The 22,526-nt window shown below is 62.0% G+C and carries 16 protein-coding genes, 1 tRNA gene and 4 pseudogenes; 13 read left to right on the forward strand and 8 right to left on the reverse strand.

Features of this window, described 5'->3' with window-relative positions; genetic code table 11:
• Positions 1-14 precede the first annotated feature (14 nt).
• The 9 genes and pseudogenes from VGC56_RS13825 to VGC56_RS13865 form a co-directional block, all read left to right on the forward strand.
• Positions 15-2,555: an RHS repeat domain-containing protein gene (locus VGC56_RS13825; RefSeq protein WP_464125874.1), complete on the forward strand. Its 2,541-nt coding sequence runs from the start codon at positions 15-17 to the stop codon at positions 2,553-2,555.
• A 570-nt stretch (positions 2,556-3,125) separates the two neighbouring features.
• Positions 3,126-3,974, forward strand: coding sequence for an RHS repeat-associated core domain-containing protein (locus VGC56_RS13830; RefSeq protein ID WP_464125875.1), 849 nt, complete (start codon positions 3,126-3,128; stop codon positions 3,972-3,974).
• 478 nt (positions 3,975-4,452) lie between these two features.
• The gene (locus tag VGC56_RS13835; RefSeq protein ID WP_464125782.1) at positions 4,453-5,031 is read left to right on the forward strand and encodes an Ig-like domain-containing protein; all 579 of its coding nucleotides are present in this window, start codon (positions 4,453-4,455) and stop codon (positions 5,029-5,031) included.
• Between the two features lie 11 nt (positions 5,032-5,042).
• Positions 5,043-9,185 carry an RHS repeat domain-containing protein gene (locus VGC56_RS13840; RefSeq protein ID WP_464125784.1) on the forward strand — a complete coding sequence of 1,381 codons (4,143 nt, stop codon included), beginning with the start codon at positions 5,043-5,045 and terminating at the stop codon, positions 9,183-9,185.
• Between the two features lie 9 nt (positions 9,186-9,194).
• Positions 9,195-9,470, forward strand: coding sequence for a hypothetical protein (locus tag VGC56_RS13845; RefSeq protein WP_464125786.1), 276 nt, complete (start codon positions 9,195-9,197; stop codon positions 9,468-9,470).
• A gap of 334 nt (positions 9,471-9,804) precedes the next feature.
• Positions 9,805-10,167: a hypothetical protein gene (locus tag VGC56_RS13850; RefSeq protein WP_464125787.1), complete on the forward strand. Its 363-nt coding sequence runs from the start codon at positions 9,805-9,807 to the stop codon at positions 10,165-10,167.
• Between the two features lie 91 nt (positions 10,168-10,258).
• Entirely contained in the window at positions 10,259-11,212 is a 954-nt protein-coding gene (locus VGC56_RS13855) for a branched-chain amino acid aminotransferase (protein WP_464125789.1), read from the forward strand.
• 166 nt (positions 11,213-11,378) lie between these two features.
• Positions 11,379-11,453 (forward strand) — tRNA-Gln (locus VGC56_RS13860).
• A 274-nt stretch (positions 11,454-11,727) separates the two neighbouring features.
• Positions 11,728-12,036, forward strand: a pseudogene (locus VGC56_RS13865) (Arm DNA-binding domain-containing protein); the annotation flags it as partial.
• A gap of 866 nt (positions 12,037-12,902) precedes the next feature.
• Here the strand turns inward: VGC56_RS13865 and VGC56_RS13870 are convergent.
• Positions 12,903-13,453, reverse strand: a pseudogene (locus VGC56_RS13870) (hydrolase); the annotation flags it as partial.
• A gap of 419 nt (positions 13,454-13,872) precedes the next feature.
• Here VGC56_RS13870 and VGC56_RS13875 point away from each other — a divergent pair.
• From VGC56_RS13875 to VGC56_RS13890, 4 genes and pseudogenes are all read left to right on the forward strand, one after another.
• Positions 13,873-14,256 (forward strand): annotated as a pseudogene (locus VGC56_RS13875) (family 43 glycosylhydrolase); the annotation flags it as partial.
• A gap of 40 nt (positions 14,257-14,296) precedes the next feature.
• Positions 14,297-15,361: a family 43 glycosylhydrolase gene (locus VGC56_RS13880; protein ID WP_464125791.1), complete on the forward strand. Its 1,065-nt coding sequence runs from the start codon at positions 14,297-14,299 to the stop codon at positions 15,359-15,361.
• A gap of 135 nt (positions 15,362-15,496) precedes the next feature.
• Positions 15,497-15,646 (forward strand): annotated as a pseudogene (locus VGC56_RS13885) (IS5/IS1182 family transposase); the annotation flags it as partial.
• Positions 15,647-16,555: 909 nt separating this feature from the next.
• Positions 16,556-16,972, forward strand: a complete 417-nt coding sequence (locus tag VGC56_RS13890; RefSeq protein WP_464125792.1) for a hypothetical protein — start codon at positions 16,556-16,558, stop codon at positions 16,970-16,972.
• A 238-nt stretch (positions 16,973-17,210) separates the two neighbouring features.
• Here the strand turns inward: VGC56_RS13890 and VGC56_RS13895 are convergent, their stop codons facing one another.
• From VGC56_RS13895 to VGC56_RS13925, 7 genes are all read right to left on the reverse strand, one after another.
• Positions 17,211-17,888, reverse strand: coding sequence for a hypothetical protein (locus tag VGC56_RS13895; protein ID WP_464125793.1), 678 nt, complete (start codon positions 17,886-17,888; stop codon positions 17,211-17,213).
• A 465-nt stretch (positions 17,889-18,353) separates the two neighbouring features.
• Positions 18,354-18,704, reverse strand: a complete 351-nt coding sequence (locus VGC56_RS13900; RefSeq protein WP_464125795.1) for a hypothetical protein — start codon at positions 18,702-18,704, stop codon at positions 18,354-18,356.
• A gap of 37 nt (positions 18,705-18,741) precedes the next feature.
• The gene (locus tag VGC56_RS13905) at positions 18,742-19,359 is read right to left on the reverse strand and encodes a hypothetical protein (protein WP_464125796.1); all 618 of its coding nucleotides are present in this window, start codon (positions 19,357-19,359) and stop codon (positions 18,742-18,744) included.
• 101 nt (positions 19,360-19,460) lie between these two features.
• Positions 19,461-19,721 (reverse strand): hypothetical protein, encoded by a 261-nt coding sequence (locus tag VGC56_RS13910; protein ID WP_464125798.1) that lies wholly within the window; start codon positions 19,719-19,721, stop codon positions 19,461-19,463.
• A gap of 12 nt (positions 19,722-19,733) precedes the next feature.
• Positions 19,734-20,852: a hypothetical protein gene (locus VGC56_RS13915; protein ID WP_464125800.1), complete on the reverse strand. Its 1,119-nt coding sequence runs from the start codon at positions 20,850-20,852 to the stop codon at positions 19,734-19,736.
• A 53-nt stretch (positions 20,853-20,905) separates the two neighbouring features.
• Entirely contained in the window at positions 20,906-21,721 is an 816-nt protein-coding gene (locus VGC56_RS13920) for a hypothetical protein (RefSeq protein ID WP_464125802.1), read from the reverse strand.
• Between the two features lie 8 nt (positions 21,722-21,729).
• Positions 21,730-22,524 carry a hypothetical protein gene (locus VGC56_RS13925; RefSeq protein WP_464125804.1) on the reverse strand — a complete coding sequence of 265 codons (795 nt, stop codon included), beginning with the start codon at positions 22,522-22,524 and terminating at the stop codon, positions 21,730-21,732.
• Positions 22,525-22,526: the final 2 nt, after the last annotated feature.

The following is a 22,526-nucleotide window of genomic DNA, read 5'->3' on the forward strand; positions in this document are numbered from 1 at the left end:
TCAGGGGATTGGCGATGCTGCTCAAGCCGAGCACCTTCTTGAGCGTGCCACTGCTGTTTGTGTCGACATCCGCTTTGGCGCAGAGCGTGGCGGCGCCGTACACCTCGGGGATACGCTACGACATTGCCGGGCGGGTGACGGGGACGATCAGTGCGTCGCCCTCCGGAACGCAAGGGCCGTTCCTTGCAACGCGCAACAGCTATGATGGCTCGGGCAACCTTTCGACGGTGGAAGCGGGCCAGCTGGCAAGCTGGCAGGGCGAGTCGATAGCGCCGGCGAGCTGGGCGTCCTTCACGCCAGATCGCACGACATCGTACAGCTATGACAGCTATGGGCGAAAGACGAGGGAGCAGCTCTACGCCGGCACGATCTCGGCCGGGCAGGTCACCGCTGTGACGCAATATAGTTACGACCTCTATGGACGGGTCGTTTGCACGGCGGTGCGGATGGACCCTTCACAATGGGGCGGTCAGCCCGACGCGTGCGTGCCGCAGACCACCGGCCCGAACGGCGCCGACCGCATCACGAAGACGTCCTACGACTATCTTGGCGATGTTACGCTCATCGAGCGCGCCGTTGGGACGCCGCTTCAACAGAATTACGAGACGTATACCTGGGACACGACGAGGGGCGGCGCGGGCAAGCCCGCCACGATGGCGGACGCGAACGGCAACCTGACATCGTACACCTACAGCGGGACGGGGCTCAACCTCCTCACGCAGTGGAGCTTCCCGTCGGCGACGACGGTGGGACAAAGTTCCTCTATCGACTACGAGGCCTACGCGTATGACGCGAACGGCAACCGGACGAGCCTGCGCAAGCGCGACAGCGTGACGATCACTTACCTCTATGACGCGCTGAACCGGGTCACGCAGAAGAGCGTGCCGGCGTCGGCGAGCGGGGCGGCCGGATACAGCGTCTTCTACGACTATGATCTTGGCGGCCGTCCGCTTTACGCGCGGTTTGGCTCGGCCTCGGGGGCGGGGATCACCAACGCCTATGACGGGTTCGGTCAGCTGGCCTCGACGAGCACCAACATGGACGGCACGGCACGGCCGCTGCCCTATCAATATGATGCGAACGGGAACGTGACCCAGATCGGCACGGCGGCGACCGGGTATATTGGCCACGCGTACGACGCGCTCGACCGGATGACGAGCGTGATCGCGACGGGCAGCGTCACGGCGACGATCGCCTACGACGCGGCGGGACGGCGGCAGAGCGTGGCGAGCATTTCCGGGGCGACGGTGGCGACGGCGGGCTACAGCTACGATGCGGTGGGGCGGCTGCAGGGGCTGAGCCAGGATCTTGCCGGGACGAGCGGCGACCAGAGCTACGGCTTCGCCTACAACCCGGCCGGGCAGATCGTGACGCGCACGAGCGCGAACGACGCCTATGCCTCGAACAGCGCGTACAACGTCGCCCGCGGCTACGGGGTCAACGGGCTCAACCAGTACACCGTCGCCGGCACCGCCTCGTTCGCGTATGACGCAAACGGCAACCTCACCTCGGACGGCACCAACAGCTACGTCTACGACGCCGAGAACCGGCTGGTCTCGCGCTCGGGCGGGGTGACGCTCGCCTACGATCCGAACGGGCGGCTTTGGCAGGTGTCTGGCCCTTCGGGCATAACTCGGTTCGTCTATGACGGCGACCGGCTGTCGCAGGAATATGACGGCGCCGGAACGCTGCTGCGCGCCTACATGCATGGCCCCGGTGCCGACGAGCCGCTGGTTTGGTACGAGATGGCGACCGGGGCCAAGCGCTTCTTCCACGCCGACCACCAAGGCTCGATCGTCGCGGTCTCCGACGTCGCCGGCAACCCGCTCGCGATCAACGGCTACGACGCCTGGGGCATTCCCAATGCGACCAACCAGGGCCGGTTCGGCTACACCGGCCAGGTGTGGCTCCCCGAGCTAGGGATGTGGTATTACAAGGCCCGCATCTACTCGCCGACGCTCGGCCGGTTCCTGCAGACGGACCCGATCGGGTATAAGGACCAAGCGAATCTGTATGCGTATGTGGGCAATGATCCACTTAATAAAACAGACTCCACCGGTTTGGCGGAGCGGGAACAAATACGTTGGATAATAGCGATACACGTGGCTGAGGGGGGGACTGGGTCTAGTGCGGCGCTAAATACTGGCCACGCGTGGATCACAATAACCAATGCGAAAGGTGAGACGCAAACGAGGGGTCTGTGGCCAGACTATTATGGCGGACAAAATGGCCCTGGGCACGACATCCGGACAAATCTAGAATTTGATAAGCAGCACTGGGAATCCGTATCCAGATCTATGGAAGTAGATCCATCACGAATGAAGCGACTGGCGCACTATCTTCTGTCGGACCAGACATATAGCGACTACTCAAATAATTGTACGGATTTTGCTGCAACAGCGTGGAGGTTAGGTACAGGCGAAGACCTTGACCATACCAACGCAATAGGAGTATCGATCCCCGCAATTCTTGGAGCTGCGGTAGAAAAGCAAAACGAGGATCATCCTGTTAAGCCCGTGGAGCCGGAGAAACCTAAAAAAGGACCTCGTCAATGAGGATCGGGAGACGTGCCTTATCGATAATATGGTTTGTCGCCGAGCTAGTCTTTGTACTATCTCTCATATTTTATATCTATCTTAATGAAGGTAGATTGCAGTGCTTAGAACCTCAGCAAAGATGCGCTTTTGAATTCTATAGATATACCCCGTATATTCTGGGGACTATCTTTGCTAGTGGCATAGCGCGCACTATAGGGGCATTTCTGTATTTTTCTTATGCTTTCCCCCGCTCGGACGTGATTCCGAAATAGAGATCATTAGGGGAGCGCCTACAGATGTCTTTTGACGGCGAGAACCGGCTGGTGTCGGCGAGCGGGGTCAACAATGCCGCTCTGGCCTACGACCCGATGGGCGCCTCTGGCAGGTATCGGGCGGCAGTGCGGGCACCACCCGCTTCCTTTACGACGGCGACAAGATCCTGATCGAGGAAAACGCCTCGGGAATCAGGCTGCGCGCATATGTGCATGCGCGCGGAGAGGACACGCCGCTGGTCTGGACTGAGGAAGTGGGCGGCGGCGTCTCCACCGCTATTTCCTGCATTCCGACCATCAGGGCTCGATCACCGCGATCGCTGATCAAAGCGGCAATGCGCTCGCGATCAACGCCTACGACGCGTGGGGCATCCCCAATGCGACCAACCAGGGCCGGTTCGGCTACACCGGGCAGGCATGGCTCCCCGAGCTCGGCATGTATTACTACAAGGCCCGCATCTACTCGCCCATGCTGGGGAGGTTCCTGCAGACCGACCCGATCGGATATAAGGATCAGGTGAACCTGTATGCCTATGTCGGGAACGATCCCGTGGATGGACGCGATCCCACGGGCTTGCTCGACCTGTACATCGGCGGGGCCGCCGACGATTGGTTTACGTGGACAGTTAAGCGTTATGCGGATCGCGTGCACGGTTCATATAGGAGCTGGACAGACCCGGCAGGTATCATGGCCGACATCACAGCCGCATACCGCCGAGGTGAGCCAATAAATATCATAGGTCATAGCCTTGGCGGATCGGCCGCCATCATCGCCGCCGAGAATAGTCAGGCGCGGGGTATGTCGATTGATTTGTTGATAACTGTCGATCCGGTCCGAGCTGCGGGCCATTTTAATCGATCTAACGTTACTACATGGGTCAACGTGCTCGCCATTCCGTCTAGTTCCGAGACCGACGATAAGATAGCCTGGACTGGCAGGAAGATCGTTGGCGTTTCCACCACCCAAGAGGACGTCGGAGTTACCTCATCAGCTCATCATGGAGATTTCGAAAAGATGATGGCCGATGCCCATGCTTCGTGGTACATTACTAGGTCGAAGCTGAGACACGAGGAACGGAAAAGGGCGCACAAGCCTCTAATTCCTTTTCATTGCGGAATTTCAACAAAGTGTTCTTCCGGGGGAGGGTTCGACATATGGGACTAAGAGTTCGCTTCTGTGCCGAGCAGAGGGTCAAGGGGCTTGCGGCCGCGGTGGCCGTGCTAAGCCTGGCAAGTTGTACCTCTGTCGTGTCCGTCGCTGACGCTGAGATGCGGCCTCTTGGGCCTGCCGAACACTTGAGTCCGGAAGTACATGCGAATTATCGGGTCTCCCTAGACATCTCAAGAGATTCTTTACGGACGATAGTTAACGGCGAGGTCTATATGAGAGCCGATATAATAAACTGTGAGTCGCACAAGTATATTACGAACAGCGAGCCTTTTCTGAAAAATATAAGAATGGCGAGTTTCGACGGAATTAGAAGTGAATTAGTTAAAGATACCTCTACTCGGTTCACTCTCGTTGGGGACATTCCTGATACTCCATACCATTTGATTGAAAGTGCATGTGTCACGCTTTCGGGAAGCAGCTATCTATTACACAGAATTCGCAGTAACACGGTGCGGATTAAGCACGTACAGCTATGAAATCACGACAGGTTGTTGAAGCAGTCGCAGCGCGACGGACTGACGCAACCTACAGCTACGACGCGCTGGGCCGCCTCGTCGCGACCTCGAGCAGCGGCACCGTCAATAACGGGCTGACGACCGGCATCGCCTACGATCCGGCGGGCAACCGGTCCTGCTACACGGTCGCGGGCGCCGCCACCGGCACGGGCGGCAGCTGTACGCCGCCTCCGCCCCCGCCGCCCTCACCGCCGCCGTCCCCGCCGCCTCCTTCACCGCCGCCACCGCCGCCTCCGGGCAACCAGCCGCCGGTGGCGAATGCGGACACGGCGCCTTCGATCCCGAAATGCGGCACGACGACCGTGAACGTGACGGCCAACGACACCGACCCCGAGGGCAATTACCCGCTGACCGTCACCGGCGTCTCCGGCGGCGTCGGCCTCACCCTCACCATCCTCAGCGCGAGCACGATCGAGATCGACAGCCTTGGGCCCTCGGGCCTGAAGACGTTCAACTACACGGTCTCCGACAGCCTCGGCGCGACCTCCACGGGCACGGTCAGCGTCACCGTGACAACGGTGAACCAATGTTCCTGAGGACCGCCACGATGCGCACCTTCGCCCGCGCCGCTTTTGCCGCCCTGGCGACCCTCGGCGCCGCCTGTGCGGCTCATGCGCAGCAGACCACGGACCTGCCGACTGTGGCCACGCCGCTCCGCGTCCAGCAGGATCCGAATGGCGTCAACCTCGTCGACGGCAAAGTCGTCATGCCGCTGCCATCGCTTTCCGCGCCCGGCGCGTCGCACCTCAGCTTCTCGCGCATACAGGACGTCTCGCCGGCGGTGAGCGGCAAGATCAGCGGCTCGGGCGGCGCCGATTACAGCAGCGGCAATTATTCCGTGCACACCGGCGGCGGCAGCTCGGAAGGCTTTCGCTGCGTGGACTTCGACTGCACGCCGGCGACCGGCACGGGGTCGATTCTGGACGCCTTCGGCGCCGGCAGCTCGCGCTATCGCCAGGCGGGCACGGGCGCGCTCTATCATTTCGACATCAAGGGCGTGAACACACTCTCGGGGAGCACGCGCAGCACCTACTATTATGCGTCCAACATCGTCTATCCCAACGGCGAGACGATCAGCTTCACCTACGACAGCTATACGGTGACGACGGCGATCGGGCAGCCGACCTTCTACCGGCCGAACCGGGTCGACAGCAGCCTCGGCTATTATCTGACGATCACCTACCAGAGCAGCGATTTCAACGACATGGCCTGGGACGTGCCGGCGCAGGTGACGCTCTACAATGCCGGCGCTCCGTCGACGCCGGTCGGGCGGCTCACTTACAGCGGCACGACCATCACTGACCTTGCCGGGCGCGTGTTCACCTGCACAAACTGCGCGAACGGACTGGGCGCCGCCACCGAGGTGATCGAGGGAAGCGCGGGCTATCCGGGCGAAGCGACCCCGGCGCTGACGGTGACCCGCCACCCGACCGCGCAGGTCGTCTCCTCGATCGTCAAGGACGGGGTGGCGTGGAACTACGCCTATACGAACCTTCGCCTCGATGCGAACGCAGCGAACTGGATCTTCGACAAGGTCACCGTCACCGGACCCAACGGCTACAACCAAGCCTATACGATGGGTCAGTATGCCGACAGTCCAGGGTACCAGCACAATGTCCTGAGCAGCGTCGCCGACTCCCTCTCGAGGTCCTCCGCCTACCAGTTCGACGAGGCGATGCGGCCGGTGCAGCAGACCGCCCCGGAAGGGAATTCAGTCTCCATCGGCTATGACGACAAGAGCAATATCGCATCGAAGACGGTCACGCCCAAGGCCGGCTCCGGCCTCACGGCCGTCACCGAGACGGCCCATGTGGACACGGTCAACTGCGCTACTACCGGCTATCCGGTGCTTTGCTACCGCCCTGTCTATACGACGGACGTGGCGGGCCGGCAGACCGACTATGTCTACAACAATGCCGGGCAGGTCACCGAGAAGACGGACCCGGCGGATGCCAACGGCGTCCGGCGCAAGACTTATATCACCTACGAGAGCTCGACAGGCCTCAGCCGTCCGAGCGTCGTGCGGGTGTGCGGGCTCGGCACCACCTGCGGTACGGCAAGCGAGATCCGAACCGAATACTCTTATTGGGGCGGGACACTGCTCCCGCTGACCGAGAGCCGTATTGACGCGGCGGCGGGCGTGACGCTCACCACCACCTACGCCTACGACAATGCCGGCCGCCTGCTGTCGAAGGACGGGCCGCTCGCCGGCACCGACGACGCCGCCTATGTCCGCTACGATGTGGTCGGGCGTAAGACCTGGGAGATTGGCCCCAAAGGCGCGAACGGTCTGCGTCCGGCGAAACGCTTTTATTATCGCGATTCGGACGACAAGGTGATCGCCACCGACGCCGGAGCGGTCGCCGCGTCCGGCGACCTCGCGCTGGCGGCACAGCCGGTGCCGGTCCATACCGATACGAGCTACGACGCGCACCGCAATCCGTCCCGCGAAGCGCTGTCGTCCGGCGGCACGACCTACGGGGTTACGGAGCGGACATTCGACAACCGCGGCCAGCTGCTCTGTCAGGCGCAACGGATGAACGCGGCGGCGTTCGGGGCGGTCACCGACGGCTGCACGCCCGGCGCGCAGGGGAGCTACGGTCCCGACCGGATCACCCACAATGCATACGACGCTGCGGGACAGCTGACGCAGGTGCAGAGGGCGTATTTGACCAGCCTCCAACAGAATTACGCCACGTACGAACACACCCTAAACGGCAAGCAGAAGGCGGTGACCGACGCCAACAGCAACCGGGCGGAGATGACGTATGACGGGTTCGACCGGCAGGCGCGATGGATCTTCCCGTCGCCGACGACCGCGAATGTCGCCAACCAGGGTGATTATGAGCAATATGGCTACGACGTGCTCGGCAATCGCACGAGCTTTAGGAAGCGGGACGGCGTCACCCTGACGTATCAGTATGACGGTATGAACCGCCTTACGCTGAAGACTGTGCCGGCTTCCACGACTGGAGCGCCAGGCTACAGCATCTATTCCGGCTACGACGCCAATGGTCTTCAAACGTACGCCCGGTTCGGTTCGGCGTCGGGTCCCGGCATCACGACCGGCTACGACGGGTTCGGCCGGGTCACCTCATCGACGAGCAACATGGACGGCACGGCGCGGGCGATGTCGCATCAATATGACGCGGCCGGGAACACGCTCGTCCTCTCGGGCGATGCGGGCTATCTTGCGTCGTTCACCTACAGCGCCGCGAACGAGATGACGGCGTATCAGGGCGTGTTCCAGATCGGCTACGACGCCGCGGGGCGGCGCGCCGGGGTCTACATGGGCCCGGGGTCCTCGACGACGTCCTGGACCTCTTATGGTTACGATGCGGTGGGACGGCTGCAGACGCAGACGCAGGGCCTCACCGACACGACCGGCAACCACAGCGTGACGCTGGGCTACAACCCGGCCTCGCAGATGATAAGCGAGGCGCGGACGAACGACGCCTACGCCTATACAGGCGCCACGAACCGCGCCCTCGCTTACGGGGTGAACGGCCTCAACCAATATACCGCCGTCGCCGGCAACACCTACACGTACGACGCGAACGGCAACCTCACCTCGGACGGGACCAGCACCTACACCTACGACGCCGAAAACCGGCTGGTGTCGCGGTCGGGCGGGGTGGCGCTGTCGTACGACCCGAACGGGCGGCTGTGGCAGGTGTCGGGGCCGTCGAGCCTGTCGCGGTTCCTCTACGACGGCGACCGGCTGGTCCAGGAATATAACGCAAGCGGCACACCCACCGGCGCCTACGTCCACGGCCCCGGCGTCGACGAACCGCTGAGCTGGTACTCGGCCGCCGGTCGTCGCCACCTCCACGCGGACCACCAGGGCTCGATCACCGCCATCGCCGACGACGCCGGCAACAAGGTCGCGATCAACACCTACGATCCATGGGGCGTCCCCGGCGCCGCGAACATCGGCCGGTTCGGCTATACCGGGCAGGTATGGCTGCCGGAGCTCGGCATGTGGTATTACAAGGCCCGCATCTACTCACCGATGCTCGGACGGTTCCTGCAGACGGATCCGGTTGGATATCACGCCGACATCAATATCTACGAGTATGCGAGTGATGACCCCGTTAATAGGAGCGATCCTAGCGGGCTGGAGGATGGGTGTGGTACGGCATTTAAGGATCAGTCGGCCGCTGGCTGCCGCACGTACCGAAACTCTGAGGCCGAATCATCCTCTTCGGGAACGCACCCCGGGCTCCGCCGCAACGGCGACTTCAACGCGAACTATCCTATCAACCCGAGTGGAAAGCATGATTATCGGTTCTTCCTTGGCGCGTGCGACAAAGGCGCTGCGGGCTGCAGTGAGAGAGCCGTATTTGAAGCATGGCGAAAAAATTCCGCACCCGGTGCTCCTTATGCGGAAGCGGGTGAACACGATCGGACGCTAACCGGCGGCAATCCTATCCGGCAGACCGTAAACGAACATAGTCGTACAATCCTGAATGAAACGCTGCCGGGCCATCAGTTCCACTATGGCACCGTGACGATCCACGTCGAGACGCGCGGAAACGTTATCGGCGCTTACGTCGTCGGTCACGGTGACCACGGCCAAAGCCCGATCGAGAATCAAATCTTTGGAGCGTTGCTGTTCAGACTTGAGGGAATACAGGTCTACAATAGCCTCCACCCTCCGGTGCAGCCGTACTCACCGTTCTATCACTAGGTAGTTCAGATGAAATCTTTGCTAATACTGAATATTGCGATATGGGTAATAGCCCTTCTGCTCGGTTTATCAGGATACCTAAGTATTATTCAGCAACATGTTCATGGCTATCCAAATCTTGCGCAGCTAGAACTTAACGTCCTATTTCCGTTAGCGATGCTATCGATGTCTGCTGCTTTGGTGATCTATCGCAAAAAATTGCCAAAGTCGCTATCGATGTTCTTGGCTATTGCAGCGATTATTTGCATTCTGCCGTTCCTGGCACTCAGTTCCGGTGGGGTGTAGCGATGGCGCTGCCTAGGTGAGTCGCTCGACCAGCGACGAGCTTCAGTGGTGGCTAACTGCGGCTTCACCGCCAACGGTTTCCCGGCGACGCTCCAGCAGAATTACGCCACCTACGAGTACACTTCGAACGGCAAGCAGAAGGCGGTGACCGACACCAACGGCAATCGAGCGGAGATGACCTGGGACGGGTTCGATCGCCAGGCGCGGTGGACCTTCCCATCGCCGACGACGCCGAACGTCGCCAACCCGAGCGACTACGAGGAATATGGCTACGACGTGCTCGGCAACCGCACGAGCCTGAGGAAGCGCGACGGGTCGGTGCTGACCTACGCCTATGATACTGAACCGGGTGACGCAGAATGCGGTGCCGGCGTCGGCGACGGGGGCTGCCGGGTACACCGTGACCTACGGCTACGACAATCGCAACCTCCAGCTGTCGGCTGTGTTCGCGGCCGGCGGCGGGATCTCGAACAGCTACGACAATGCGGGGCGGCTGCTCTCGGCGACGACGACGCTGGCGGACGTGCCGCGGACCATCTCCTACGTCTACGATCCGAACGGCAACGTGACCCAAACATCGACCAGCGCCGGCTACGTGCTGCAGAGCGTCTATGACGGGCTCGACCGGATGAGCGCGCTGCGCCAGGCGGACGGCACGACCGTGGTAACCATCACTTACGACGCGGTTCGTTTATGACGGTACCGCACCGCTGCGGACCTCCATTCTTGGAGCCTGGGCGGACGATCCCGTCGCCGGAATCCCGACTATCGTCCGCGCTTCTGTCGATGTGGCCGACGTTGACGGTCCGGCGGGCGGGCCCTATCCGCCGCGCGACAAGGAGAGGCGCGACGTGAGCCAGCGGGTGGATTTCGACGACCGGGACGGGTTCATCTGGTTCGACGGCAAGCTGGTGCCGTGGCGCGAGGCGAACATCCACGTCCTCACCCACGCGCTCCATTACGCCTCATCGGTTTTCGAGGGCCAGCGCATCTACGGCGGCGAGGTGTTCCGCCTCTCCGACCATAGCCGGCGGCTGAAGCGGTCGGCCGCTTTGCTCGGCATGGAGCTGCCCTGGGCGGCGGAAGAGATCGACGCCGCCTGCCGCGAGGTGGTCGCCGCCAACGCGTTGGAGGAGGGCTACATGCGCCCCCTCGCCTGGCGCGGCTCCGAGCAGATGGGGGTGACGGCGATCGACGTGCCCGCCCACCTCGCCATCGCCTGCTGGCCGTGGGGCGCCTATTTCGGCGAGGAGGCGATCCTGAAGGGCCTGCGCCTCGACATCTCGCCGTGGCGGCGGCCCGCGCCCTACACCGCGCCGACCGAATCCAAGGCGGCCGGCCTCTACATGATCTGCACCCTCGCCCGGCTCGAGGCCGAGAAGAAGGGCTATGACGACGCCTTGATGTTCGACTGGCGCGGCCAGGTGGCGGAAGGGACCGGCGCCAATGTGTTCTTCGTCAAGGACGGCGCGCTGCATACGCCGACGCCGGACTGCTTCCTGAACGGCATCACCCGCCAGACGGTGATGGATCTGGCCCGCCGCCGCGGCATCGAGGTGGTCGAGCGTGCGATCTGGCCGGAGGAGCTGGAGAGCTTCGAGCAATGCTTCCTGACCGGCTCGGCCGCGGAGGTGACGCCGGTCAATACCGTCGGCCCTTGGCATTTCGAGGTGGGTGACGTGACCCGGCAGATGCGCAAGGACTATCTCGATCTGGTGAACCGCCGCGTGGGCAACGACTAGACCTGATCGTCTCAGGCTGAATCAGCCTGAGCCTGGATCGAGGCCTCACCATTTGAGGTGAGCCTGATTGACGCTTTCGGCGGAAGCGCGAAGCGCTTCCGCCTCAAACGATCAGGTCGTAGGGCCTTCCGCCGGGCGCCGCGGCCGCTATAAGCCGCCCGGCTGCTGGGGCGTCGCCAAGTGGTAAGGCACCGGTTTTTGGTACCGGCATTCGCAGGTTCGAATCCTGCCGCCCCAGCCAACCGAATCCTCATGATGCGGTCCTAGAACAATGACTTGCACGCAGATCGGCTGACAGGCCAGTTAGACCCGGCTAGCCTGAATTGGCCCGGATTCGACGCCTATTGTGTACCGATTTGTGTCCCGATTTTTGTTCTGCCGAAGGAGCGGGTGGAGTCGGTATGGCAGACAATCTCGCACGCATAAGCACCTCGGACGACAACATAATCGACTAGGTCGGAGTTCGACCCGGTTCGGCCGGGGGCGCGTCGGGTAATCGAATTTTGTGTCCCGATTTGTGTACTGATCTTTCGGCGAGTCCGGCTCGTCGGAACGTCGGGAAATCGAAGAAAAAGGAGCTAACTCCAGCACTTATCGACGATCTGAGGCGTGGCAAGCTCGACGATCCAAAAACCGGTGCCCTCTCTATCGAGGTGCTTCCGAGCGGCAAGAAGAGGTGGCTCTACCGACGCCGGATCATTGGCCGCGGAGAGGTCGTGAAACTCAGCCTGGGCCTCTATCAAGCTTACTCGATCGCGGGTGCGCGCGAATGGGCGAATGGTCTCAACCTGCAGATCGACGCCGGCATCGACCCTCGAGAGTCCGCTCGGCAGGAGCTTCGCCTTGCGACAATGACCGTTGATCGTGCGCATGGGCTCTACATGGAGGCGGTCCGCGAAGGCCGCTCCTCGTGGGCCAAGCGTCTCAACAAGCCGCGGACGGTCGCGGACAAGCAGGACATCTATCGGCGCGACATCGCCCCGAAGCTCGGTCGAAAGATCATCTACGACGTCACCGAAGCCGACCTCATCAAGCTAGTTGAGGGCAAGGGTAAGAAGGCGCGGGTGCGGGCGAACCGCCTCGCCGCCGAACTCAAGGTCTTCTTCGGCTGGAGCGCATCGCTGCGTGGGCTGGAGGTCGGCCTGCAGGTCGATCCCTCCCGTCAGCTCGGGGACCTGCGCTTCCGTGAGACGCCACGCTCGCGGCGGCTGGCGCTTCAGGAGATTGCATGGTTCCTTCAGGCCCTGATCGAGGAGCAGCGCGATTATCAACGCGGCAACGGTCCCCGCGTTCGAGCTCAGCGCCCCCGGGCGTGTGCAGGCGGGCTCGCGCGTCGGACGTGGCCGCGTCAGGGACCGCCGGGGAGCTTCCACAATCATGGTGAAGCGGCTTGTTCTCGCTACGAGGAACATGCCGCCCCGGCTGTTCTGGCTGCTGTTGCAGTTATGGCCACTACCCGAGGGAGCCACGACCCCCTCTTCATTGAGATCCGAAAAGATGACCAACGAGCGGGATCCGGGCTTCGCGACCCCGAGCCTCGCGTGGCTGGAACCCTGACCAAGCCGAATCGGCGTGTGGGCCCAAGCCCCGTCCTAGCGATCTCGATTGCCGGAGTGAGTCGGAAGGCCCCAGCATCCGGGGTCGCCCGTCATGTCGTGCATTCTCGTGCTTTCCCACGTCGCGATCCTCAGGTCCGCGCCCAATCGCGCTGGAGCTCGAGCAGGTATTGGAGCGAGGTCAGCGGCTTGGCGCCGAGCCCGATCATGCGTTCCACCGCCAGGTTGTGCGCGTCGGCAGAGATGTCGCCGCAGCCGTCGGCGATGACGTAGCAGTCGAAGCCCTGCTCGATCGCCGAGACGACCGGCCCGACGATGCAGACGCTGGTCCAGAGCCCGGCGAACACGATCCGCTCGTTACCGATGCGGTTGACCTCCGCGATCACGGCCGCATCTTCCCAGGTGTTCATCGTCGTGCGGTCGAGCATCGCCTGACCGAAAAAGCGTCGGTGATTTCGTCGAACATAGGGCCCGAAAAGGACTTCTTCGCCACCGTCGTCAGGATGGTCGGCACGCCGAACGACTTCGCGGCCTGGCTCACCAGCGCCGCGTTGTTGCGCAGGAGCTCGGGCGCGATCGATTTGGTGGCGAACGCCATCTGCGATTGAAAATCGATCAGAACGAGGGTGTGGTCGGTCGGCGAGAGCAAAGATGTACCCGCATGCGGGGTGGCGGTGATGGGCATTGATGGTCCTCCTCGAACATTCTGCACATCTGCGGTGTTGGAGGCTGTTTAGGATGACCCCACTCCTCCAGGAAGTTAGATAAAACCTCGACCTTCGTTCTAGAAAATAGAATAGGTGTCGTCGCCGTGGTGCGGGGCGCCGCCGGCGGGAACTTGGCGCGAGCCTAAGCTTGGTTCTACCAGATGCATTTCCGGCGAGGCCGCATACGGATATTGGATCTGGCGACGATGGAGAAGAGTGCATGCCGAAGACCCGACGCGAAACGCTCGCGTTAGGCCTGGCCGGGGCCACTGGCCTTGTCGTGCCCGGGAAAGGTTTCGCTGCCCCCAAGGAGAGCGAACCGGCCAGATGCTTCAGCGGCTCGCCGCGCAGCACGTCGCCGTGGCGCGCCGCCATCGAGGGTCAGCGGCGGGCCGATATGGGCAACGGTTACTACCTCAACCCGATCCTCTCCGGCGACCGACCCGATCCGAGCATCCTCAAGGACGGGGACGAATATTACGCGACCTTCTCGAGCTTCCTCTATTATCCGGCAGTGGTCGTCTGGCATTCCCGCGACCTGGTGAACTGGACCCCGATGGGGCCAGCGCTCGAAAAGCCGCTCGGATCGGTGTGGGCGCTGGACATCGCAAAGCATGATGGCCGCTATTTCATCTACATCCCGATCTTCAACGCGGAAGCGCCGGAGTTCAGCGGTTCCGGCATTCCTTGCAGGATATTCGTGGTCCACGCGCCCAGCACGCGCGGCCCGTGGAGCGAGCCGGTCGACATGGACATCAAAGGCTACATCGACCCCGGGCACGCCGTCGGCGAGGACGGCAAGCGCTACCTCTTCCTGAACGGTGGCGCGCGCGTCAGGATCAGCGACGACGGCTTGCGCCGGGAGGGACCCCGAGCAGGTCTATGGCGGGTGGCCGATCCCGCCGGAGTGGCCGATCGAGGCCCCGGCGCTCGAAGGCCCGAAGCTGCTCCGCAAGGACGGCTGGTTCTACATGTTTTCCGGCGAGGGCGGGACGGCGGGGCCACCGACCAGCCACATGGTGGTAGTCGCCCGTTCGCGTTCGATCCACGGCCCTTGGGAGAATTGCCCGCACAATCCGATCGTGCGAACCAGCAGCCCGCAAGAGCCGTGGTGGTCGCGAGGCCACGCAACCCCGGTGCAGGGGCCGGGAGGGCAGTTGTGGCTCGCCTATCACGGCTATGAGAATGGCTTTCGCACGCTCGGCCGCCAGATGCTGCTCGATCCGATCGTCTGGACCGAAGACGGCTGGCCCCGTGCCCGCGGCGGCGATCTCGAACGCCCGATGCACAAGCCCCGCGCGGTCGCGCCAAGCGGGCACGGCCTCGCACTGTCTGGTGACTTCAGCCGGGCCGATCTGGGGCCGCGCTGCGCGTTCTACGGCCCGAAGGGTAGCTACCTCGATCGCGCCCGGTTCGAACATGGCAGCCTGATCCTGCGCGGCCAAGGCAAGGGGCCGGCGGAGTCATCGCCGCTCGGCTTCATTGCCGGGGACCGATCGTACAGCTTCTCGGTCGATATCGCGCTGGAGGAAGGGGCGCAGGCCGGGCTGCTGCTATTCTACAATGACCTGCTGTTCTGCGGCGTCGGCGCAGAGCATGACAGGCTCCGCGCCTACAAGCTGGGTCGCGAGCAGGGCTATCCGGCGCGGGGGCCCCCCGTGGGACGCCGATTGTCGCTACGGGTCGATAACGAGGAGAATGTCGCAAGCTTCTTCATCCGTGCGGGCGCGGAGCCCTGGCGCCGTGTCGTCTCGTACGAAGTCTCCGGCTACAACCACAACATGGGCGACGGCTTCATGAGCCTTCGGCCGGCCATCTTCGCTGCCGGAGCGGGGCAGGCGCGCTTCCGGTCGGTCGCCTTCACCGCCCGCGATACCAGCGCCTGAGCCGAGAAAGGCAATGCGCAGCTGCATCGCTTCGCGGTCGCCGTCAGAAGCTAATCGGAAATCTGCCTGGCACACCTGCGACGCGAGCGGCTCAGTGGGCCACGAAGCCGCCGTCGACGGGCAGCGCAACTCCAACGACGCGAGCCGAAGAAGGTGGAGATGCTGTTCGCTCACCTCAAGCGCATTCTGAAGCTGGATCGGCTCCGCCTCAGAGGCCCAGATGGAGGGAAGGACGAGTTCCTCCTCGCCGCCGCCGCCCAGATCCTCCGCAAGATGGCCAAGCTGCGGCAGGCCTGGAGCCGCTGCCATGGGCGGCTGAGGCTACCCAGCCTCGCTCAGCCTCGGCACACGCAAACGTCCGCTTCTGTGAAAAGCGGACTTCGTCAACACAATCCACCCGTTGCGGACACTAAGCGAGGCGCTATGGCTGAATCGGCTAAGGAGGTCGCCGGTTTGAAACTCGAGCCTCGCCTGCTCATCTCGCCGCAGGCGGCCTGATCGTATTTTTTTCGCCGTTCGCGCCAATCGTGATCAAGCCCCCGTTCGCCCGTGGCGGACCTTCGATGAAGCAAGTTTCGGTCCCACCTGCCGGAGTGAAGCAGATGTTTCCTTCCCGGGCTACGACCCGGCCCCTTTCGGTCTCCTTTCCACCTGTCGCATCGACATAAGTACCGTCAGCGCTGATCGTGGTCGTCCCCGTCTTCCCTCCAGGCATCCTCACCTGGTACGTGCCCGGCGCAGGCGTGCCGGACACCGTTGCGGCGTTAGCTTGAGCCGATGTGGCCACAGGTTCGTTCGCACCCTGTGTCGTGGGGGCGAGTCTCGAACAGCCGGCAAACATGGCGAGCCCGGATAGCAGGATAATTTTCTTCACTTTGGATCCCCCGCGAGCTGATGTTTACGGTCTTTGCTGCAGGCCGCCGGTTAAACATAGGAGGCTCGGATAAGCTATTGAGTTTTCGTAATGGCTCGACTCGGCCGGACGGGCTGTAGCACCTGTTCGTACAAGCACCCGGGCATACTGTTCGATTCGCTTTGTGAAGAATGCGCGCGCGTTAGATATAAGACCTGATGCGTGAGTCTTCATCTTTCTATCTGTCGGAGAGGATAACCCCCGGCGTCCTCGCTGCGGCAATCGCGGACTTTTTCGGGCGTCCGCTCGCCGCGGTCTTCGCTTACGACAACGCGTCCGCCATGCTGGATCCGCTGAATCCTTCGGGCGATGGCCTGTCCCAGCTCTATCTCGACAGCGAAGTCGAGGTGGCTATCGGCTATGACGATATCGGGGCGACCGGGCCGCTCACGGGGTGGTTTACAATACACGGCATATCGATCGAGAATGACCGCGTGCTGACACAATGGCTCGCGCGGCGGCTTAAGCAGATCATGCTTTATCGCGACCCGGTGCCTCATCCCAAGGATCACCCCGAATTCGAGTCCGCGCAAATCCTCGTCACGCCCGACGTTCGCGAATTTCCCGTTTGGTGGGTCGGTTTCGCGGCCGACGATGGGGACGATCAGGAAGTGTGGCTCTGCGACGGCCGGCGCGAACTCGTCAGGCCGCTGCGCAGGGACGATTTCGCGCGAATGCTCGCGGGCGGCGACCCCTGACCTGTGCAAGGGTTACTTGGCTTGTCGGCAAAAGGTGATGAGAGGGAACGTGTCGACACCGGATCTGCGGAACATTTCAGGTGTCGCCATCGCCCACGCAAGTGCTTTCAACAACTCACGGGTCGCCACCGCGCAGTCGTTCAATCCAATATGGCCTGGCCGCTGAAGTCAGCAGCAGGCGGACGCATGGGGTCCCCGGCGGCTATTTGATCGGCCGGTTTCTGCTCGACCGCTGAGGTCAGGGCCTTCCGGTCTGGGTCGCTCTTGCCAAGGCCTCATCACGCAGGTCGGGCCTCGCCGCTGCGTCCTCGATACGGGCGAGTTCCGGCCAGATGCCGGAGACGGTCTCTGGGCGGCCCTTCGGCGTCCATCGCGCGCGCACCATCCAGGCACCGAGTGACAAGCGTCGCGCGGCGCCGTCCGGCAGTGGCCCCAATCGATCCCACACCGTCAGATAGACTGAATCGGCGTGATCCCTAAGGTCGCTGGGCCACGTGGCGGCAATGATGGTGAGGGCGTAGGACGCATCGGCCCAGCGGTTTGTGGAATAAGCGCAGACGGCGCGAAGCCGCCACTCGTCGTTCCAGGAGTCCTGCATCTCCGTCGAAATCCGGGCGTAACGATAACATTCCTCGGGATGGTCAATCAGCGCAGCCGTCGCGGAGACCATGGTGTAAGTCTTGTGCCGCTCGGTGTCGCTCATGCGGCGAAAACCTGTCGAGGCAACGGTCATTTTGGCGAGGGTATTGGCGCGGAAATTCTCGTTGTTTCGTGCCGCGTCGATCGACTGTTGAAGGCGCTGTTCGGCCGCTTCAGCGCTTTCACGTCTAATGCCTGGCAGGGTGGAGGCGCATGCCGCGGCGGTCAAGCCGAGCACCAGAATGACAGCGATTCTAAAGCTTGCCGCTCTCTCCAATCGTGTTCTTAGCCGCCTTCGAGTCACGCGTTCCATTGCCGAAGCCCTCCATTAGATCAGTTTTACCGCCTCGCGAGAAACGACGGGGAGACACGACCGGAACCGGCTGCAACCTAACAGCCTGCTGTCTGAGCGAGTATCCCTTCCGATGTAAATCGTTCCAACCTTACCGGGCAAGCACCTTCCGCGTCTTGTTACACTATCCCAGCTGCAGCCTGAGTCACACGGCAGGCGATTTACTGGTAGCAGCGACCCAATATTCTTTTTTTATCCACTGAAGTCGGCCGTCTTGAACTCAAATATGGGTGATGGTTTCTTGGGATCCATGATCGAGATGCTAATCCTCGCGCCGGGACTCTGGCTGGCCTGTTTCGTCGGCTCTGCAATCGGTGTGTTGCTGGGCGGCGGCAGAAAGCTCCCGCCGGCGTCGATAACTGAAGATCAGCAGGGGCATTGCTGGTTGCATTACCAAGCTATCGCCCCAGACCCACGTGACACTTTGCCATCGAAGTACGATCCGCCATATAAATAGGATGGGAGTGCAGAGAGGGCGGCGGAGGCAGTCTCCGGTGTGATCGTCCGGGCGACTTCAGCGGAAACGACACCCCGGGCCCATTTTCCAGAAGCAGTGAAGCCTTCTTGCTCGACAAAATAGTGCAGCCAGAAACGGCCGCACGCGTCACACTTGAATATGGCAACGTCGGCAAAGCGCCCGTCGCTTTCGTCGATACCCACCACGCGCCAAGGCATGCCAAAGGCGAACGATTCTTCGACCGAAAGGCAATTGCATTCTCTCTCGGCGGGTGACGCTGTCATCGATCAAGGGTCCTTTCATTGTGCCTGCTGCCCTGGATCATGGACGTCTCGGAGAAGAATAAACGTCTGATTGCCTTATCCAGCCGGTGACCCGCTTGCGGCCGCTGATGAAATCAACCTGAAGCCACTGACGTCGGACAGCCCGCACTCCGACACCGTCACCCTTGTTCAGAACTGCTTGGCCGGAACCCGAGCCGATAGAATCCAGCAGGTAGGTGCCCGGTCGTTTGACGACCGCGACCGAAATCCATGGGTAAGCCGCGCGAAGCTCGAACTGGACAGGCTGCTTCGCGTCCGAGAAATGCTGCACGTTCCAGCATCCGCCATGTTCAGCCGCCAGCGAAATAGCAAACCGGCGGCGCGTGCTTTTCAGGAGCGCGCCGCGGATTACATGGGACCGATCGCCCGGAAAATAGGTCTGGATTGGAGTGCTCCGGCCCCGAAGTTTGCCGGTTAAAGCGAAGATACAGCCAAACTGTTTTTGGCCGGCGTACGCCTCGTAATACCCGCTGACGGTGTGCGTGGCCGGATCGGACCCAATCAGCATATTGTCGCTATAGCTCCCGCTCTCGAGCGCCAGATTCGGTGCCGGGGTCGGGCGGGCGATGACGGGCGTTGCAAGGGTCGCCCATCCCGCGAGCGCGATGGCGCCCAACGTACCACGGCAGGGGACGGATGCGCCATATAAGCGTATTCGGCGGGCAAGGAGCACGGCGTCCCGTCCCCCGAAGCGCCGCGCGGCCCGCAAGGCGGCTGTCAGTGCATGTGGCAAAACATGCCGCCAGTCTTACTGTCGACGCCGGTTACGATAAAGTAGTTCACCCGTCCGAGCTTGTGACAAACGACGCCGTCAGCGGTTATCGGTGCCCCGATCTGTTTCCCGTTGAGCTTACTTATACCGGCCCTGAATGCCTCGCCACTCACGACTTTCCTCGGGACGGGTGGGTCTTTCGAAAAAGATGCAGTTCCCGTGCAAAGAAAAAGGCAGGCCAAGGCCAGGTTCACCGTGATTTTCATCAAAACTTCCTTTCACTCCGTCGGCGCCAGGGTGGGCAACCACTTAAGCGATCCGTGGTCGACATAGGGGTCCACGTCCTTGGGATCGTCGCCACGGAAATAGCCGAGCCACATCTTGTGCCTCATCAGGCCAACGGGATCCCCGAACGATCCGCCAAAATTGACAAAAGGAGCGTCGAGGCTGCCGAGCATGTGAACGCTGCGCGGCAGAAAGGAAATGTCGTCCCCATTATGGCTCGCGACGCCGATGTAATAACCGGATTGATTCGGCCATGGCTCATGGGATCCACGTTCGATGTAGAGAGCGAGGTGCTCGCAACGCCCGCTAACCGGGTCGCGGGCGAAGAAAACATGGTGCTCGCCGCCTCGAAAGATGCCGGGGCCGCCACCAAGGCCGCCGGCATAGTAACCATCATCCTGGCTGCTCACCTTGCAAGCCGCTTGTTTGATGTGACTGCCGTTATCGTCCTTGCCATCGAGCATGGCAGGAGCGGGCGACTTGGAGCGCGCAAGATCGAATATGATGAGAGTACGGCCATGCTCGGAAAAAGCAACTCGAACGATCTTGTCTGACGCGTGGTCGTAGACCATGGAGACTGCTATCACGTCACCTTTATGATCTTCCGCCGGTACGTAACCCGCGTTGAATCCGAACAAAACCCAGTACTCGATATTAACGAGGTTCTGCGAAGGCGACTGGGAGGTAACCGTCTTGAGATAGGTGACATGCGCGTAGATGCCGTCTCCACCCTCGACCCTTTTCCAATCTACCCCGTACTGCGCGTTATGACTTGTATCGATATCAATTGAATATGATCGGGCTCCATCGGGATCTGCCAAGATATTGGCATACTTCAGGATCCGGGCGGCTCCCGCCCCGCGCAATTCCCCTAGGTCAAAGATGGTGATGCTGCCTCTCTTTAGGCGAGAGTTTTCATAGAGATGTTGCCACGTCATCGGCCGAGGTTCCTCACGGGCGCCGGTGCTGAATTTCAGGTAAGGCCGGAAGCGCTGGGCAAGTGCATCGAGCTGGGCGCTGTTCGGGTTCCAAGCGGCCTGCGCGTGCCCGACGCCGTTCGCGAGCAGGACGAGCCCTGAGAGCAGGGTTACCCGAATTATTCTACGGAACATGCCCCATCTCCTTCAGCCGATTTTTTCGCAGGACGTCGTCTCTTCGCTTCCGGCTAGTGGCAATTCATCGGATTTTTGCCGCAGCTCGGACTGATCGTCGGCGTCGCCGTTTTTCGATAGGTCGCAGGACCAGGAACGGTGCGCACGTTGGGCGCGACCAGCACATTGAGATCGCGCGAACGAACGACGGTCGTCGGGATTTTCCGTAGGGCCAGGTTGGGTACGAGCGACGTCGTCCCTCGGCCGATCACCTCAAACCTCGACTGACACTTCAGGCCGAATTTGCGGATCGAGTCTTCGCGACTGTACGCCCATATGCCCACAGCCACTTCGCCCGCACGGCACGATCGTGCGCCGTTCATGCCATCCCATCCGGTTAGTCCGCCATGCGGCGCGTCACCGAAATAGGTCCAGCCGTAGCCAGCCTCGGTGACTGTGCCGGTGGCCCGCGATCGGCATTCCCCCATCATCTGCCACGGCAGGAAGATGGACCCCTGCTTGTTGGACAAGCCGATGAGCACCGTCCCCATATTCAACCCGGTGATATAGGTGTCGCTCTGGCAGGTCACTGCGTGGGTCGAGGCTTGGAGAATTGGCAGGTCGCCAGCGGGGAACGGCTTGTCACGCGCGATCGTCCCTTCCGTCGCTGTGGTCGGTGTGCCTGTCCAAATTCCATCGCCATCGGTCGCCACGCAATGGATCGTGACGACGTCGAGCCAATAGACCACAGACAGGTCCAGTCCGGCGAGCACGCCGTGCGCAGGGCACATTGCCGACCGATAGCTGCCGCTTGCCTCACCGACGCCGTCGGCGTCCCGCGGCGCGGCATCGGCCGGTGCGCACAGGACCATGGCGGCGGCGGCCGCCAACCCCCGAGCTAGTGCTGGATGCATCCGTTGGGTCCTGCGGCAAAGCATGGCTTGGGCGCCATCGCGTGCAACTGAGCAATCGATGCAGGCGAGAGGGGTTGGTGTCTCACGCGAAGGCTGGGCGAGAGGCGTTGGACGAGCGCAGGGTTGGACGGGGGCGTGCCCATCACGCCGAGCCTGCGCTGACAGATAAGCCCAAACGCCTCGATATATTCGCCGCTGACCGCGCTCCAGATGCCGACGCCGACCTCATTTGGACCGCAGCTGCGAGCGCCCCCGACACCATCGAAGCCTACATATCGCTGCTTGGCCGCATCGATCGGCCAATCGAACCCCTCTTCGGTCGGCGCGGTCGTGTAGCTGGCGCACATCAGTCGATGGATCCAGACGACGTCCCGCTTCGGGCCGCCCTTGGTCACCGTCGCGGTGCCGGCGTTGAAACCGATCACCCAACTATCGGGCGGACAGCTCGCGTCGGCCCACTTCCCGTCGAAGACATGCGAGTCGAACGGATAAGCTTTCTCGCGCATGGCTACGAGCGAGTACTTGGACGTGCCGCCCGACCAATTCCCATGCACGTCGACAGGCTGGCAGCGCATGACGATCTCCGTCACCGCGCCGTTGTCCATCATCTCGCCGATCTGCGCCAGCACCATATGGTCGCCGCAGATCTGGTTGAAGACGTGCGCGCGCGTGGCATCGACGAGACCCGCCTTGCTGGAGAACTTATCATCAGCTCGTGCCGCGGTGGGCGCAATGATCAGACCGATAGCCGCTAAGGCGGCGATCCATTGATCCAGCATAT

The sequence above is a fragment of the Allosphingosinicella sp. genome (genome assembly GCF_036403745.1).
Classification (GTDB): Bacteria; Pseudomonadota; Alphaproteobacteria; order Sphingomonadales; family Sphingomonadaceae; genus Allosphingosinicella.